The organism is Streptomyces sp. SPB162 (assembly GCF_029504575.1).
In the GTDB taxonomy this organism is placed as follows: Bacteria; Actinomycetota; Actinomycetes; order Streptomycetales; family Streptomycetaceae; genus Actinacidiphila.
In genome coordinates this window covers 4,816,583-4,832,780 of sequence record NZ_JAQFII010000001.1, presented here as the reverse complement: position 1 = coordinate 4,832,780, position 16,198 = coordinate 4,816,583, and the positions used below count along the sequence as shown (strand labels likewise).

12 protein-coding genes and 1 pseudogene are annotated in these 16,198 nt (G+C 69.4%); 2 read left to right on the top strand and 11 right to left on the bottom strand.

The genetic code is table 11. The features are described from left to right. Nucleotides 1–131 precede the first annotated feature (131 nt). Nucleotides 132–1,481 carry a replication initiator gene (locus M2266_RS22200; RefSeq protein ID WP_277439748.1) on the top strand — a complete coding sequence of 450 codons (1,350 nt, stop codon included), beginning with the start codon at nt 132–134 and terminating at the stop codon, nt 1,479–1,481. Beyond that, nucleotides 1,474–1,923 (top strand): hypothetical protein, encoded by a 450-nt coding sequence (locus M2266_RS22195; RefSeq protein ID WP_277439747.1) that lies wholly within the window; start codon nt 1,474–1,476, stop codon nt 1,921–1,923. The genes M2266_RS22200 and M2266_RS22195 overlap by 8 nt, the downstream gene beginning before the upstream one ends. A gap of 358 nt (nt 1,924–2,281) precedes the next feature. On the opposite strand, the gene M2266_RS22190 is transcribed toward M2266_RS22195, so the two are convergent. The 11 genes and pseudogenes from M2266_RS22190 to M2266_RS22140 all read right to left on the bottom strand — a co-directional run bounded on the left by M2266_RS22190 (nt 2,282) and on the right by M2266_RS22140 (nt 16,191). Then, nucleotides 2,282–3,796 (bottom strand): recombinase family protein, encoded by a 1,515-nt coding sequence (locus tag M2266_RS22190; RefSeq protein WP_277439746.1) that lies wholly within the window; start codon nt 3,794–3,796, stop codon nt 2,282–2,284. Nucleotides 3,797–4,009: 213 nt separating this feature from the next. Beyond that, nucleotides 4,010–5,289, bottom strand: a pseudogene (locus M2266_RS22185) (thymidine phosphorylase). A gap of 12 nt (nt 5,290–5,301) precedes the next feature. After that, nucleotides 5,302–5,748 carry a cytidine deaminase gene (locus M2266_RS22180; protein WP_277439745.1) on the bottom strand — a complete coding sequence of 149 codons (447 nt, stop codon included), beginning with the start codon at nt 5,746–5,748 and terminating at the stop codon, nt 5,302–5,304. Then, the gene (locus M2266_RS22175; RefSeq protein ID WP_277441300.1) at nt 5,745–6,971 is read right to left on the bottom strand and encodes an ABC transporter permease; all 1,227 of its coding nucleotides are present in this window, start codon (nt 6,969–6,971) and stop codon (nt 5,745–5,747) included. The genes M2266_RS22180 and M2266_RS22175 overlap by 4 nt, the downstream gene beginning before the upstream one ends. A 47-nt stretch (nt 6,972–7,018) precedes the next feature. Beyond that, on the bottom strand, nt 7,019–8,131 hold the full coding sequence (locus tag M2266_RS22170) for an ABC transporter permease (RefSeq protein WP_277439744.1): 1,113 nt from the start codon (nt 8,129–8,131) through the stop codon (nt 7,019–7,021). Then, nucleotides 8,128–9,741 (bottom strand): ABC transporter ATP-binding protein, encoded by a 1,614-nt coding sequence (locus tag M2266_RS22165; protein ID WP_346780953.1) that lies wholly within the window; start codon nt 9,739–9,741, stop codon nt 8,128–8,130. Before M2266_RS22165 ends, M2266_RS22170 begins: the two co-directional genes overlap by 4 nt. Nucleotides 9,742–9,924: 183 nt before the next feature. Next, the gene (locus M2266_RS22160; protein WP_277439743.1) at nt 9,925–10,959 is read right to left on the bottom strand and encodes a BMP family ABC transporter substrate-binding protein; all 1,035 of its coding nucleotides are present in this window, start codon (nt 10,957–10,959) and stop codon (nt 9,925–9,927) included. Between the two features lie 153 nt (nt 10,960–11,112). After that, a complete protein-coding gene (locus M2266_RS22155; protein WP_277439742.1) occupies nt 11,113–12,246 on the bottom strand; it encodes an amidohydrolase in 1,134 nt (377 codons plus the stop codon). 538 nt (nt 12,247–12,784) lie between these two features. Further along, nucleotides 12,785–13,900, bottom strand: coding sequence for a hypothetical protein (locus M2266_RS22150; RefSeq protein ID WP_277439741.1), 1,116 nt, complete (start codon nt 13,898–13,900; stop codon nt 12,785–12,787). 75 nt (nt 13,901–13,975) lie between these two features. Continuing rightward, complete coding sequence (locus M2266_RS22145; RefSeq protein WP_277439740.1) at nt 13,976–14,917, bottom strand: N-acetylneuraminate synthase family protein; 942 nt, start codon at nt 14,915–14,917, stop codon at nt 13,976–13,978. Further along, a complete protein-coding gene (locus M2266_RS22140) occupies nt 14,914–16,191 on the bottom strand; it encodes an acylneuraminate cytidylyltransferase (protein WP_277441298.1) in 1,278 nt (425 codons plus the stop codon). The genes M2266_RS22145 and M2266_RS22140 overlap by 4 nt, the downstream gene beginning before the upstream one ends. Nucleotides 16,192–16,198: the final 7 nt, after the last annotated feature.

Below are 16,198 nucleotides of genomic sequence, written 5' to 3'. Positions count from 1 at the left end.
TTCCCTGATGGCTGCGAACACAGAAAGGTCGCCCCCGGATGCGTCGTGCGGTCCTTGATGACCATGACGCCAGGCGTTCCGCGCTGCACCGTGCGGAGCGCCTGAGCGCTCTTACCGCCACAGAGCGGGACATGATCCGGCTGGTCAACGAGCCGGGATTCCAGCGGTGGATGGAACAGATTCACTTCGTCGGCGGGTGTGCCGCGCCGGTGTACCTCTCCGGTAGAACGACTACCCGCGATGCGGCCACGGGTGAGGTTCTGGGCTGCTACGACACCAGCAACGAGCCGGGTGGCCGCTTGGCCGTGCGGTGCCGCAACCGCCGGGAATCGCGCTGTGCTCCGTGTTCGCGTCTTCACTCCGGGGACACGTTCCACCTGGTGCGGGCCGGTCTGCTCGGCGGCAAAGGAACCTCGTCCCGCGTCGCCGATCATCCCCGGCTGTTCGTCACTCTGACCCCGCCTTCATTCGGCGCCGTACATCGCGCCTGCTCCGGCACCGATCGGTGTCACCCCCGGCGGAATGGCGGCCGTTGTGAGCATGGGCGCTCGCTGTGCTGTGGTCAGGCACACAGCGCGGACGCACCGGCTGTAGGGCAACCCCTTTGCCGGGACTGCTACGACTACTCGGCGCACTGCCTGTGGAACGCCCATACCGGAGAACTGTGGAACCGCACCACCATCACCATCCGGCGTCACCTCGCCACGGCGGCGGGAATCACTCAGTCCGAGCTGAATGACCACCTGCGGGTGAGCTTCGCAAAGGTCGCGGAGTACCAACGGCGCGGCGCGATCCACTTCCACGCTGTGATCCGCCTGGACGGCCCTAACGGCCCGAACGGCTCTCCGCCCGGCTGGGCAACCGTGGAACTGCTCGAAGACGTTGTGCGCACGGCCGCTGGCGCTGTGGCGGTGCACACGTCGTATGTGCCCGGCCTCGGGGAGCACGTCTTTCGCTGGGGAGTGCAACTCGATGTGCACCCGGTGCGCTCCTTCGGAGACGACTCGCCTGTCACCGATCAAGCGGTCGCGGCCTATGTGGCGAAGTACGTATCGAAGAGCGTCGGCGACTGCGGTGGCACTGATAGGCGGGTCACATCGCTGGATGACATCGCGCTGCTTCCGGTCGCTGCCCACCTGCGGACGCTCATGGCTACCTGCTGGCGCCTGGGCCACCTGCCGGGACTTGATCACCTGCGCCTGAGGGCATGGGCTCATACCTTCGGATGTCGGGGACACGTTCTGACGAAGTCCCGGCGGTACTCGACCACTTATGGCGCGTTGCGGGCTGCCCGCGCTGAGCACTTCGGGCTGCTGCCAGTCGATGACGGTACGACGGTCACCGAAGGGGGCTGGCGGTATGTCGGCTCCGGCCACACTTTGGCTGAGGCGGAGATCGCTGCTGGAGTTGCTGCGGACCTGGCAGAGCTGGCGGAGATCCGACGCGATTTGGTGAGGCATGGAGGACCACCGTATGACTGACGTCGTCGGTAGGTTCCTCTTCGTGTGCACGGTGAATGATCGACCTGTGGCGTTTAGCCGTTGGCGGGTAGCTACTGATTCCCCGGATACGGCAAAGGCTGTGTCTCTCTTGCTCGACGGTCAGCCGCGAGAGCGCGTAGCGCCGGACGGCAAGGGATGGGAAGTCGATACGTCGTCGAGTGTGAGGGTCGTGATCGAGGACACGAACGAGGACGGTGTCAGCTTCCGCCTGGCGGGAGCACACGGTCTCGGGGTCTTCTTCTACTCATCCGCCCCGTGGCGGCTTTCGGAAGTCATAGACGAAAGCACTATCCGCCTTCTCAGTACGGCGGGGCGGATACTTTGCGATCTGTCGATCGAGCCAGCGACCTTCACCACGCGCAACGGGAACATCGTGCAGTACTTGAAACCGTCGGTGGTCATACTTGGCGCGGGGAGTTGACCAAGATCATCAGGGCCCGGTCTCTGCTTGGACTGGTTGGCGCGGGTGGCCTGCTGTGGGGCGGCGGCCGGCGTCCGCTGCTTCGGCCCAAACTCCTAGGTCAGCCCGGTGCGGCCTGGCCGAAGCCGCGGAGGCCGGCGGCCTCCAGCCAGGTCCGTTCGCTTGTATGCGTGTGGGTGAGCTGGCTCGACTGGCGGCGCCTGGCGGGCGAACTTGCCTGCGGGAGCTGCCTGGGTGGGTGGGTGGGGCACGGCGCCCCGCCTTGATGGATCATGGATCCAAAGCGGGCCTGGCGGTGGACAACAAGGTGCCCCGTCGGAATCACATCCGGCGGGGCGTCGTCTCGTCTCTGGGTCGGTTACGCCGCTTGTGCGAACACATTCACTCCGGTGATCTGCGCGCGCTCTTCTGCGCCTCTGGGAAAGAGCTTCACGCGTACCTCGTAGTTGTTCAGCAACTCCCTACGGGCGGCGTCGTCTTGCGCGGCGTGCCACGCGTCGGCGATGGTCTGCCCCGTCGGCACGAGGTGCATACCTGGCGGGCGTTCGGGCAACGCCTTGAATTCCGCAATCTCGCGCCCCATTCGGGCGTACTCGGCGCGGTACCACTCCGCATCATCGGCGTCGTCATACAGCCCCGCCTTGCGGTCTTCGCGTAGGCGTAGACGGTCGGCCTTGAGATCGGCAATCCGCGCGCCATATCCGGTTCCCGCGTCGAACTCCCGCCGCATGACTTGACCGGATCCATACCTGGTGAGGAACCAATCTGTCACCTGGTTGTCCAGATCGTCTCCCTTCATGCGGGGCGCGGGCTTGCACGGAGGGGGCGGCGGAAAACCTCGCTGTCGCGCCTGGCACCCATACCTGTATCCGCCGTTACTGGAGCCAGCAACATAGATGCGGCTCCCACAGTTCCCGCACTGAGCCAGCCCAGACAGGAGACGGATCCCCTTAGGGGCTCGGGTGCGCGGAACGGTCTTCTTCGGCGCCAACTTTTCGATCAATTGGTCTCGTGTGGCGCGGCTCCAAAGCTCTGGCGCAAGCCGTACCGGGTGCCCATCTGTTCCGATCACCGGCCGATTGCCGTGGATGAGAAAGCCAAGTGACGCCTCGCTCGTGAGGATGTTCCGCACGGAATCCGGCGACCATGGGAAGCCCTGGCGCTCACGCCCGTACATCATCGCCCGATGATCACGAGGGGAGGGCACAGCAGCACGCGTGAGACGCGCGGCTTCGGTCGCACAGGTGATCGTGCCGGTTTCGTCCGTCAGGACCCGCTCAGCTACCTCGCGGATGATCTTCGCAGCTACCGGATCGATCTCGACGTGGTCGACCTTGCCGGTGGGGATCAGGCGTACGTACCTGTACCCGTAGCTGTTCAGCTGCTTCGGTTGGCCAGCTTTGCGAGCGCGCTCCGTTTCGTCGATGTTGCGCTTCTTGATCGCTCGATGTTCCATCTGCGCGCCTAGAGCCTTGAACGTCAGATCGATCTCTTGGTTCGGGTCGTCTAGATCCCATAGCCCGACATGATCAGCGGTGACCAGTACGCGTCCGGCCGCCTTGTTACTGTCCGCAGTGTTCAGTACATCTCGCACGTTGCGGCCGATGCGGTCGACAGACGCGCCCGCGATGCCGTCGTACGGGCCCATTTCGCCCCGTAGCCACGGACCGAATCCCGGGCGGGTCATCGGGTCGGTGGCGCCCGATACCTCCATGTCGTCCGCCCAAGCGATGACGTGGCCACCGACGGCCGCAACCGCGCTCAGGACCTGCTCTTTCTGCCTCGTGGGAGATGACGTTGCATCCGTCTTCCGCGACAGCCTGCGCACGCCAACCATGCACCGACCACATCCGTCATAGTTGCTTGTCGCCATGTCACTCATGGTCCTAGCCGCCCGTCTCGCACGCGAGTGCGTTTACGGCTAGTACCTCCCGAGCTATTTGTGGGCCCCCAGGGCCCGTAAATAGTCGATTTCGAAACACACCCCCGGAGTCACCGGGCCCCGGCCCGCACCCGCACCCGCACCCGCACCCGCACCCGCACCCGCACCCGCACCCGCACCCGCACCCGCCAACTCACCGCACCATTAAGCGATCCGGTCCAGAACAATCGGCTTCGGTTCGAACTTCGCGCCCGGCGCCCCCACCAGCACCGCGCCGTCCAGCGCGTTGAGCGCATACGCGAACTTCTCCGGTGTGTCCGTGTGCAGCGTCATCAGCGGCTGCCCCGCCACGACGGAGTCGCCCGGCTTCGCGTGCAGCTCCACGCCCGCGCCGAGCTGCACCACGTCCTCCTTGCGCGCGCGGCCCGCGCCCAGGCGCCAGGCGGCGATGCCGACGGCGTACGCGTCGAGGACCTCCAGGACGCCGCTCGTCGAGGCGTTCACGACGTGCTGTTCCCGCGCCACCGGCAACGCGGCGTCGGGGTCGCCGCCCTGGGCGGCGATCATGCGGCGCCAGACGTCCATCGCGGAGCCGTCGGCCAACGCCTTCGCGGGGTCGGCGTCGCGCAGACCCGCCGCGTCGAGCATCTCGCGGGCCAGCGCCAGCGTGAGCTCGACGACGTCGGCAGGGCCACCGCCCGCCAGCACCTCGACGGACTCCCGCACCTCCAGCGCGTTACCGGCCGTCAGGCCGAGCGGCGTGGACATGTCCGTCAACAGAGCCACGGTCCGGACCCCGTGGTCCGTGCCGAGGCCGACCATCGTGGAGGCCAGCTCGCGGGCGTCCTCAAGGGTCTTCATGAAGGCGCCGGTGCCGACCTTCACGTCGAGGACGAGCGACCCCGTGCCCTCGGCGATCTTCTTCGACATGATCGAGGAGGCGATCAGCGGGATCGCCTCCACGGTGCCGGTGACGTCGCGCAGCGCGTACAGCTTCTTGTCCGCGGGGGCGAGGCCGTCACCCGCGGCGCAGATGACGGCGCCGGTGCCGCGCAGCACGTCGAGCATCTCGGCGTTGGAGAGCGCGGCGCGCCAGCCCGGGATGGACTCCAGCTTGTCGAGGGTGCCGCCGGTGTGGCCGAGGCCGCGCCCGGAGAGCTGCGGCACGGCCGCGCCGCAGGCCCCGCCACGAGCGGGGCCAGCGGCAGCGTGATCTTGTCGCCGACGCCGCCGGTGGAGTGCTTGTCGGAGGTGGGGCGCGGGAGGGAGGAGAAGTCCATCCGCTCGCCCGAGTTGATCATCGCGGCGGTCCAGCGGGCGATCTCGGCGCGGTCCATGCCGTTGAGCAGGATCGCCATGGCGAGCGCGGACATCTGCTCGTCGGCCACGGCACCGCGGGTGTACGCGTCGATGACCCAGTCGATCTGCTCGTCGCTGAGGCGGCCGCGGTCGCGCTTGGTGCGGATGACGGAAATGACGTCCATAACAACTATTCCTTAGCGGTTCAGGTCTTCGGGGCCGAAGGCGTCCGGCAGGACTTCGCTCATGGGGACGACACCGCGCGCCGTGTCCACGAGGAGGTCAGGGCCGCCGTTCTCCCACAACAGCTGGCGGCACCGCCCGCACGGCATCAGCAGGTTGCCGCGCAGGTCCACACAGGTGAAGGCGGTGAGCTTGCCGCCGCCCGAGGCGTGCAGCGCGGAGATCAGGCCGCACTCGGCGCAGAGCGCGACGCCGTAGGCGGCGTTCTCGACGTTGCAGCCGACGACGACCCGGCCGTCGTCGACGAGGGCGGCCGCGCCGACCGGGAACTTGGAGTACGGGGCGTACGCCCGGGACATGATGTCCCGGGCGTGCTTCCGCAGGCTCTCCCAGTCGACGGAGTCGACAGAATCCGAGCCGGCACCGGCTCCATCGAACCCCTCGGGAGGTGAATTCGTCACTTGCCCTGGCCCTTCCGGTACGGCTGGCCGTCGGCCTTCGGCATCCGCAGTCGCTGGGAGGCGAGCGCGAGCACCAGCAGGGTGACGATGTACGGCGTGGCCCCGACGAGCTGGTCGGGCACGGTGTCGGTCAGCGCGTACCAGACCACCAGCAGCACGGCGACGGCCGCGCCGATCACCGCCGGCACGTACTTCTTCTGGTAGAGCCGCCAGGCGGCCAGCGCGATCAGGCCGACGGCGAGCGCCAGCAGCAGCGCGTGCACGGTCTCGCCGCCGTTGCGCAGCTGCAGGCTGTCGGAGTAACCGAACAGGCCCGCGCCCATGGCGAGGCCGCCGGGCCGCCAGTTGCCGAAGATCATGGCGGCGAGGCCGATGTAGCCGCGGCCGCCGGTCTGGCCCTCGTTGTAGATGTGCGAGGGGACGATGGCGAGGAAGGCGCCGCCGAGGCCGGCGAGGCCGCCGGAGGCGATCACCGCCAGGTACTTGTACTTGTAGACGTTGACACCCAGCGACTCGGCGGCGATCGGGTTCTCACCGCAGGAGCGCAGCCGCAGGCCGAACGCGGTCCGCCACAGGACGAAGAACGTGCCGACGAAGAGCAGCACGGCCAGGATGGTCAGCGACGACAGGTCGGTGACCAGGCCTCCGATGATCCCGGCGAGGTCCGAGACCAGGAACCAGTGGTGGCCTTCGAGGGTGTGCAGCCAGTCGGAGAGGCCGGGGACGGTGAACGACTTGATGTCGTCCATCGGCGGCGACTGCTTGGGGCTGCCGCCCTTCTCCGCCGCCTCGCCCATGCTGAACCAGATCTTGGCGAGGTACTGCGTGGCGCCCAGCGCCAGGATGTTGATCGCCACACCGGAGACGATGTGGTCGACGCCGAAGGTCACGGTGACGACGGCGTGGATCAGACCGCCGAGCGCGCCGCCGAGGATGCCGGCGACGACCGCGAGCCACGGGTTGGTCTGCCAGCCCGCCCATGCCCCGAAGAACATGCCGAGCATCATCATGCCCTCGAGGCCGATGTTGACCACGCCGGCCCGCTCCGACCACAGGCCGCCGAGCCCGGCGAGGCCGATCGGCACGGCCATGGTCAGGGCGCCGGAGATCTGTCCGGACGACGTCATGTCGTTGGCGCCGGTGATAGCGCGGACCGCGGAGATGAGGATCAGCGCACCCGCGACGATCAACAGCACACGGGAGACGGTGAGCTTGGCGCGGATCTTCGCCGCGGGGCTCTTGGCGGTCTTGCCGGGGGTAGCCGTGGCGCTCACGCTGCCACCTCCTGCTGGGCGTTGCGGGCCTGGGCGGCGAGTTCTTCGCCGACCTTCTGTTGCTGGCGCCTGATTCCGTAGCGGCGGACGACCTCGTAGGCGACGACGACGCAGAGCACGATGATGCCCTGCATGACGCCGACGATCTCCTTGTCGTAGTCCTCGAACTCCAGCTTGCTGGAGGCGATTTCCAACCAGCCCCACAGCAGCGCGGCCAGCGCGATGCCGATCGGGTGGTTGCGGCCGAGCAGCGCCACGGCGATGCCCGTGAAGCCGATGCCGGCCGGGAACTCGGTGCTGTACTGGTGCGCGTCGTTGAGCAGCACCGGCATGCCGACCAGGCCGGCGATGCCGCCCGACAGCAGCATGCTGGTGATGACCATGCGCTTGACGTCGACGCCGCTCGCCTCGGCCGCGGACTCCGAGCGGCCGACCGTCTGCAGGTCGAAGCCGAACCGGGTGCGCGACAGGCCGAACCAGTAGAGGACACCGATCAGGGCGGCGACGACGATGAAGCCCCAGATCGTGCCGTCCGTGCCCATGTCGAACCCGAAGAAGTGCCCCGAGGAGGGCAGTTCCTTGGTGGAGACCGAGTTCGTGTCCGCGTGCAGCTGGGCGAGCCGGCCGGGGATCATGAAGTAACCGATCACCGCCGTGGCGATGGCGTTCAGCATGATCGTGGTGATGACCTCGCTGACGCCCCGGGTCACCTTCAGCAGACCCGCGATTCCCGCCCACATCGCGCCGACGAGCACCGCGGTGAGGATGATCAGCGGGATCTGGACGATGGCGGGCAGGTTCACCGCGCCGCCGACGACGGCCGCGAAGAAGGCCGCGAGGCGGTACTGGCCGTCGACGCCGATGTTGAACAGGTTCATCCGGAAGCCGATGGCCACCGCGATGCCGGCGAGGTAGTACGGCGTCGCCTTGTTGAGGATGAAGACCTGGCTGTCGCTCGTCAGGCCCTTGTCGAACATCACGTTGAACGCGTGGAACGGTTCCTTGCCGGTGGCCAGGAGCACGAGCGCGGTGAGTACGAAGGCGGCGACGATCGCGAGCACGGGAGCGGCCAGGCCGAGGATCAGCCGATCCTTGTCGAACTTCTTCATCGGTCCTCTCCTTCGGCGTCCGTGTGCTCGAGCCGGCCGGAAGCGGCGCCGGTCATGGCGGAACCCAGCTCCTCAGGAGTGATCGTGGCGGGGTCGGCGTCCGCGACCAGGCGGCCGCGGTACATCACCCGCAGGGTGTCGGACAGGCCGATCAGCTCGTCCAGGTCGGCGGAGATCAGCAGCACGGCGAGGCCCTCGCGGCGGGCCTGCCGGATCTGGTCCCAGATCTGCGCCTGCGCGCCGACGTCCACACCGCGGGTCGGGTGCGCGGCGATCAGCAGCTTGGGCAGGTGGCTCATCTCGCGGCCGACGATCAGCTTCTGCTGGTTGCCGCCGGAGAGGGAGGCCGCGGTGACCTCGATGCCGGGCGTGCGGACGTCGTACTCCTTGACGATCCGCTCGGTGTCGCGGCGGGCCGCGGTCAGGTCCAGCAGCGCGCCGCGGCTGTTGGGCTTCTCGGTGACGTGGCCGAGGATGCGGTTCTCCCACAGCGTGCCCTCGAGGAGCAGGCCGTGCCGGTGGCGGTCCTCGGGGATGTACCCGATGCCGTCCTCGCGCCGCTTGCGGGTGGGGGTGGTGGTGATGTCGGCGCCGTCCAGGGTGATCACCCCGGCGTCGGGGGTCCGCATCCCCATGATGGCCTCGACCAGTTCGGACTGTCCGTTGCCCTCGACCCCGGCGATGCCGAGGATCTCGCCCTTGTGGATGGTGAGGGAGACGTCGTCGAGAAGTCGACGGGCGTCCCTGGCCTCGGCCTCCTCGATGAAGAGGCGGCCCGAGGAGTTCGCGATCGACTCCACGCCCGAGTCGGAGAGCGTGAGCCCCTCGACGGTGAGCAGCACGTCGGTGGTCACCGTGGACTCCCGCGTCTCCGGCGACGGCAGCTCGCTGCCGACCATGAGCTCGGCGAGCTGCTTGACGGTGACCGACTTCGGGTCGGCGTCGCCGACCGTCGTGCCGCGGCGGATGACCGTGATCGCGTCGGCGACCGAGAGCACCTCGCCCAACTTGTGCGAGATGAAGATGATCGTCAGGCCCTCGGACTTGAGCTCGCGGAGGTTGGCGAAGAGCGCTTCGACCTCCTGCGGCACGAGGACCGCTGTCGGCTCGTCCAGGATCAGGGTGCGGGCGCCGCGGTAGAGGACCTTGAGGATCTCCACGCGCTGGCGGTCGGCGACTCCGAGGTCCTCGACGAGGAGGTCGGGGCGGACGCCGAGGCCGTAGGCGTCGGAGAGTTCCACGATCTTGGCGCGGGCCTTGCCGCCGATGCCGTGCAACTGCTCCGCGCCGAGAACGATGTTCTCCAGCACGGTGAGGTTGTCGGCCAGCATGAAGTGCTGGTGCACCATCCCGATGCCGAGCCGGATGGCGTCGGCCGGGGTGTGCAGGTCGGCCTTCGTGCCGTCGAGGGTGATGGTCCCCTCGTCGGGGCGCTGCATCCCGTAAAGGATCTTCATGAGGGTCGACTTGCCCGCGCCGTTCTCGCCGACCAGGGCGTGGACGGTGCCACGGAGCACGGTGATGTCGATGTCCCGGTTGGCGACGACGCCAGGGAAGCGTTTCGTGATGCCGCGGAGTTCGACGGCGGGGGGACTGCTGGACGCGTTGATGACGCACTCTCCTCGCGGGGCAGAGCGGAGCGATGGGGGCGAACGTATCGCGAGGATCGGACTCTACGCGCGTAGCGGCGCCAGATCCACAGTTGTCGCGGGTTACTTGCGGCACGGTGGCCGCACAGACCGCGAGGCCCGGCCGGGAACGTCACGCTCCCTTGCCGGGCCTCGCGTCGGTGATCAGCCGGTCGGAGTCGTGTTGACCTTCAGCGTACCGTCGGTGATCTTCTTCGTGGCCGCGTCGATCTGGGCCTTGATGTCGTCGATGTAGCCACCGGAGGTGGCCAGGCCGACGCCGCCCGCGGAGAGGTTGTAGACGTGCGTGCCGACCAGCGGCTTGCCGTCCTTGACGCTCTTGATGACCTCGTAGACCGCACCGTCGACGTTCTTGACGGCGGAGGTCAGGATCGAGGTCTTGTACTGCGCCAGACCCTTGTCCTGGTACTGGTCGCCGTCGACGCCGATCGCCCAGGTGCCCTTCTTGGCCGCGACGGCCTCGATGGCGCCGGCGCCGGAGCTGCCCGCGGCGGCGTAGATCACGTCGATGCCGCGGTCGAGCATGCCCTTGGCCTTGGCCTTGCCCTCAGCCGGCTTCGCGAAGCCGGAGAAGTCGCCACCCTGGGTGATGTACTCGATGTCGACGGTGGCCGACGGCTTGGTGTCCTTGACGCCCTGCTGGAAACCGCCCGCGAACTTCTTGATCAGCGTGGTGTCCACACCGCCGATGAAGCCGATCTTGTTGGTCTTGGTCTTCAGCGCGGCGGCGACACCCGCCAGGTAGGAGCTCTGCTCCTCGGTGAAGTTGATGCTGTCGATGTTCGCGCCGTCGACCACGGAGTCGACGATCGCGAAGGTCGTCTTCGGGAACTTCTTCGAGACGGCCTTCACCGAGTCGGCGTAGGCGAAGCCGACACCGATGACCGGGTTGTAGCCCGCACCGGCGAGGTCGTTGAGCTTCTGCTCGCGGTCCGCCTCGGTGTCGGTGTTCTTCGCGGTGAGCTCCTTGCTGCCCACCTTGAATTCCGCCTTGGCCTTGTCCAGGCCCTTCGCGGCGGAGTCGTTGAAGGAGTGGTCGCCTCGGCCGCCGACGTCGTAGGCGATGCCTACGCCCTTGTCCTTGCTGTCGTCGGAGCTGCTGCTGCCACACGCGGTGGCGGTGAGGGCGAGGGCCGCGGAAGCTACACCCGCGGCAACGATCTTGGTAACCCGGCGCACGAGGGTCCCCTTCATTCGAAAGCGCCCCGTCCGGCGCTGGCTAAGCGGGAGCTTAACGCGCGTAGATGTCAGGTAAAGCCTGAATGAAGACCTGTTATCGGATCGACGCATTTCGGCCAGGTGAACCACTCGTGTGCACTCTGCCACCCACCGTCAGACCAGCAGCGCAGCACCTGTGAACAGCTCCGCGCCGATCACGACCGGGTCCTCGGAGCCCACCGGTTCACCCGGATGGGCGCCGTGTCGCGGCGGCCCGAGGGCGGGTCGGACGCCGAGTCTGGCGAGCGCTCCCGGCACGTGCTCCAGGTACCAGGCGAAGTCCTCGGCGCCGAGGCTCTGGCCGGTGTCCTCGACGGCGTGCGCGCCACGGCTCAGCGTCATCGCCTCCCGCAGCAGTTCGGTCGACCCCACCTCGTTGACGACCGGCGGGACGACACGCTGGTACTGGATCTCGCACTTCGCCCGGTACATGCCGGCCACCTGGTCGATCACCTCGTGCACCAGGTCGGGCGCGTCGCGCCAGGCCGCCAGGTCCAGGAAGCGGACGGTGCCCTCCAGCTCCGCGTGCTGCGGGATCACGTTGCAGGCGTGACCGGCCTCGATGCGGTCCCACACGACCCGGACGCCCGAGCGCGGGTCCATCCTGCGGGCCAGCACCGCCGGCAGCTCGGTGGCCATCTTCGCGGTGGCCATCACCAGGTCGGTTGTCAGGTGCGGGCGGGCGCTGTGGCCGCCCGCGCCGTCCAGCTTCAGCACCAGGCGGCCGACGGCCGCGGTGATCGGGCCCTGCCGCAGGCCGAGGCCTCCGGCGTCGATGGACGGGTCGCCGTGCACGGCCAGGATCCGGTCGACGCCCTCCAGCACCTGCGCCTCGATGGCGCCGAGGGCTCCGCCCGAAGCCGCCTGCACCGTCGCGTCCGCGGGCCGCAGGATCAGCCGCACGGGGCGGGGCAGCCTGCCCTCACGTTCCAGCGCGGCGAGCGCCAGACCGGCGCCGAGCAGCACCGCGTCGATGTCGCTGTGGAGCGCGAGGCGCGGGCGCGTCGGGTCGGTGGCGCCGATGTCGCAGACGGTTCCGGCTCCGCCGGGCAGTGCCCACGGCCGTAGTCCGTCCTGCTCCAGCCGGGCCGTGTAGGCCTCGGCGGCAGCCCTGCCGAGCCCCCGGCCCGTCATGGGGCGGAGGCCGAAGTCCCGGTGGAACGCGATCAGTTCGGCGCGCAGCCCGGCGGGCAGCGCGCTCGATGGCACTGCGGGTGAGTCGTTCACCTCCGACAGCGTAGGCCCCATGAGAGATCCTCCAGCGTTGATCGAGAGAAATTCATTCCTGTTGGAGGAGAAGAAATCACCCGATCGGCGCATACCCAATCCCTCCGGGGGGTAACACGGCCTGTTGGGCCTGCACCACCCCTCCCATCCTCGCTCAACGACCGAACGATCGCGAGGCAACGGTTCGGCCTGCGGCCGGCAGCGTAGGGGCCGCGTGTCGCGGCCCACTCGAAGCGCGCGGGCTCACGCCGCTCGGGTGGCCGACGGGCTCGGACCGGTGGGGCCGCCGGGACCTCGGAGTTTCGAGGGGCGCGCGGCTGTGGAGAGTCCCGCGAGCGTCACGCCGTCGCGGACACCGGGTTGTGGCCGACATCACGCCGCCGCGGTGGCCCACGTCACGCTGTCGCCGTCGCTGAGTCAGGCGGTCGCCGCCACCCGCGTCACGCTGTCGCCCGCGTCACGCTGTCGCCGTCGCTGGGTCAGGCGGTCGCCGTCGCCCGCGTCACGCCGCCACCCGCGTCACGCCGTCACCCGCGTCACGCCGTCGCCGTGGCTGAGGTCAGGCCGACGCGGTCGCCGACGTCAGGCCGTGCAGGTCCCTGGCCGTGCCGGTGATGCCGGAGAGGAAGCCTTGCGCGCGGGGTGAGGCGGTGTGGGTGAGCCAGCCGTCGTCGATGTCGCGGACGACGACCTTCACCCCCGTCCCGGCCAGCGCGAGCGGCAGCGTGTGGACGACCGTGGAGGGGAAGCTGAGCACGGTGTGCCCGATGGGCCCCCGGCGGGCGACGAGTTCCAGTGGCAGGTCCGGGCGGACGATCTCCAGCCCGGTCTCGACGGCGAGCCGGTGCAGCTTGGCCGTGTCCTCGCGGCGGTGCGCGAAGTAGCGGGTGGCGCCGTGGGTCTCGGCGAGGCCGGCGACCGCCGCGAGGTAGCGGTCGAGGTCGACGACGCCGGTCTCGACGAGGGACGTGCCGATGATGTCGGTGCCGGCGCTGATGCGCGGCGGACCGAAGCGCGACCGCGTCCACGCGAACCGGTTGGCGCGCAGCGCCATCCCGGCCGGCGGCGTCGCGGGCATCGCGCTGAAGAGTTCGACGGTGCGGCGGCGGCCGGGGGTCAGCCGACGGCGGGCGGCCGAGGCGAAGACGGCGAAGGCCGCGTCGACGGGCGACCGCCGGCCGGCGCGGTGCCAGCGCACCAGGCGGCCGCCGCTGCCCAGGATCTCGGTGAACTCCATGGTCGCGGTGCCGTCGTCGACCACGGTGATCTCCCGTGCCCGGCACAGCGGCAGCAGCACCTGCACCAGCCGGGAGAACGGATCGCCGATGACGAGGTGCCGCACGCGCAGCAGCAGCGGCGCCAGGGTCAGGGCGGTACGCAGCAGGCCGAGGCGGTTGGAGCGGGCCTCGAACCAGCGGACTTGCACGCCGTCGTCCCGGGCGAGCTCCGCCATCCGGCGCAGCTGCCCGCGGCTCATCGGGTCGCGGGGCGAGAGCACCACGACGGTGAGCGGTCCGGTGACCGGGCCGCCGCCCGGGACGGCCGGAGCCGCCCCGGGACGCGGTGCGGCGGCCGCGGTCGGGGGGTGTATGTGCGACCACTCCAGGACGTTGAGGAGCTGGACAGGGGACTCGACCAGTGCGAGCGGTCCCCGGCCGAATGCGGGCGCGGTCATCCCGGTACTCCTCGATGTCATGGTTCGCGTGGTGCGCGGTGCCCTCGAGTCATGGGGGCGGGTGGGGCGCTGTCGTCAGACGGACGCGGTGGCGCGGTCCGTGCCGGCGGCCTCGGACTCGGCGACGACGCCGGGGACGCGGCGGAGCTTCTTCATCGGGCCGAGCTCGCCCTCGTAGACCTTCTTGACGCCGTCGCCGAGCGAGGTCTCGATGATGCGGATGTCGCGGACGAGACGCTCCAGGCCCTGGGACTCGACGGAGGCGGCCTGGTCGGAGCCCCACATGGCGCGGTCGAGGGTGATGTGGCGCTCGATGAAGACCGCGCCGAGCGCGACGGCGGCCAGCGTCGTCTGGAGGCCGACCTCGTGGCCCGAGTAGCCGACGGGCACGTTCGGGTACTCGGCCTGCAGGGTGTTGATCATGCGGAGGTTGAGCTCTTCGTGCTTGGCCGGGTACGTCGAGGTGGCGTGGCACATCACGATGTTGTCGCTGCCGAGCACCTCGACGGCGTGCCGGATCTGCTTCGGGGTCGACATGCCGGTGGAGAGGATGATCGTCCGGCCGGTGGCGCGCAGCGCGCGCAGCAGGTCGTCGTCGGTGAGGCAGGCGGAGGCGACCTTGTGGGCCGGGAGGTCGAACTTCTCCAGGAACGCGACGGACTCGACGTCCCACGGGGACGCGAACCAGTCGATGCCGCGCTTGCGGCAGTAGTCGGAGATGGCGTTGTAGTCGTTCTCGTCGAACTCGACGCGGTGCCGGTAGTCGATGTACGTCATGCGGCCCCAGGGGGTGTCGCGCTCGATCTCCCACTGGTCACGCGGGGTGCAGACCTCCGGCGTGCGCTTCTGGAACTTCACCGCGTCACAGCCGGCCGCGACCGCGGCGTCGATGAGCGCGAAGGCGTTCTCCAGGTCACCGTTGTGGTTGATGCCGATCTCGCCGGTGACGTAGACGGGCTGTCCGGTGCCGATGAAGCGGGAGCCGACCGGACGGAGGTTCGCGGGGGTGCTGGTCACTGGGAGAGGTCCTTTGCAGAAAGAGGTGCTGAGGGGAGTGCTGTGAGGGGAGGGAAAGGAGGGTCGGTGAGTGGGGTGGCCAGGGAGGGCCCGAGGATCCACCCGGCGATCTCGCGGATCGCGCCGCGGCCGCCAGGGGTGGAGGTGATGGAGCGGGCCGAGGCCCGGACGACGTCGTGGGCGTTGGCCACGGCGACGGGCCAGCCGGCGAGCGCGAAGCAGGGGAGGTCGTTGACGTCGTTGCCGACGTACAGGACCCGCTCGGGGGCGATCGCCTGCTCGTCGCACCACTGCTTGAGCGCGTGGTCCTTGCGGGCGATGCCGTGGAGCACGGGCACCTGGAGCTTCCTGGCCCGTGCCGCGACGACCGGGTTGGTCTCCGAGGACAGGATCAGTACGGGCAGCCCGGCGCGGCGCAGTGCCGCGATGCCGAGCCCGTCGCCGCGGTGCACCGCGACGGTCTCCCGTCCGTCGGCGTCGACCAGCACCGTGTCGTCGGTCTGGGTGCCGTCGAAGTCGAGTACCACCGCGTCGATGTCGTCGAGGGTGGGGGTGGAGCCGGCGTCGAGGAGCGGCGCCAGCGCGCGGGCGCGGTCGAGGTCGTCCGGCTCGTCGATCTCCAGGACGCGGGCCGGCTCGGTGCGCACCAGCGCGGTGCGGCCGAAGAACCGGTGGCCCGCGGCGCGGAAGCCGGGGGCGCGCATGGCGTAGGCGGCGCCGGTCTCCAGCAGGTCCTGGGGGCGGTCCTGGCGGCGCGGGCGGGTGGCCTTGTCGTGGTTGACGCCGTGGGCGCCGTCCTCGTGGTCGCCCTCGCGCCAGACGAAGCCGTGGAAGGGGGCGACGGTGTGCGCGGTGTCCGCGCCGCCCTCGATGACGGCGGCGGCGACGCCGTCGACCTCCTCGCCGGTGAGGAAGGGGCTGGTGCACTGCACGAGCAGTACTACATCGACGAGACTGCCGACGCTGCCGACACCGCCGCGTATCGCCTCGTAGGCGTCCATCGCGTGCAGGACGGCGGCCTCGCTGGTCGCCGTGTCGCCCGCGATGTCCGCGGGCCGCAGGACGACTTCGGCGCCGGCGGCACGTGCCGCCTCGGCGATGGCGGGGTCGTCGGTGGACACGGCCACGTCGGTCACCAGCCGCGCCGCCAGGCAGGCCTGGACCGCCCGGGTCACCAGCGGGACGCCGCCGACGGGCGCGAGGTTCTTGCCGGGCACGCCCTTGGAGCCGCCCCGGGCGGGGATGACGGCGAGGACGCGTGCGGGTGTGGACATCGGGGTG

Coding starts and splice junctions, on each gene's coding strand:
- M2266_RS22200 (WP_277439748.1), top strand. CDS start 132: ATGATCCGGCTGGTCAACGAGCCGGGATTCCAGCGGTGGATGGAACAG.
- M2266_RS22195 (WP_277439747.1), top strand. CDS start 1,474: ATGACTGACGTCGTCGGTAGGTTCCTCTTCGTGTGCACGGTGAATGAT.
- M2266_RS22190 (WP_277439746.1), bottom strand. CDS start 3,796: ATGGCGACAAGCAACTATGACGGATGTGGTCGGTGCATGGTTGGCGTG.
- M2266_RS22170 (WP_277439744.1), bottom strand. CDS start 8,131: ATGAAGAAGTTCGACAAGGATCGGCTGATCCTCGGCCTGGCCGCTCCC.
- M2266_RS22155 (WP_277439742.1), bottom strand. CDS start 12,246: ATGGGGCCTACGCTGTCGGAGGTGAACGACTCACCCGCAGTGCCATCG.
- M2266_RS22150 (WP_277439741.1), bottom strand. CDS start 13,900: ATGACCGCGCCCGCATTCGGCCGGGGACCGCTCGCACTGGTCGAGTCC.
- M2266_RS22140 (WP_277441298.1), bottom strand. CDS start 16,191: ATGTCCACACCCGCACGCGTCCTCGCCGTCATCCCCGCCCGGGGCGGC.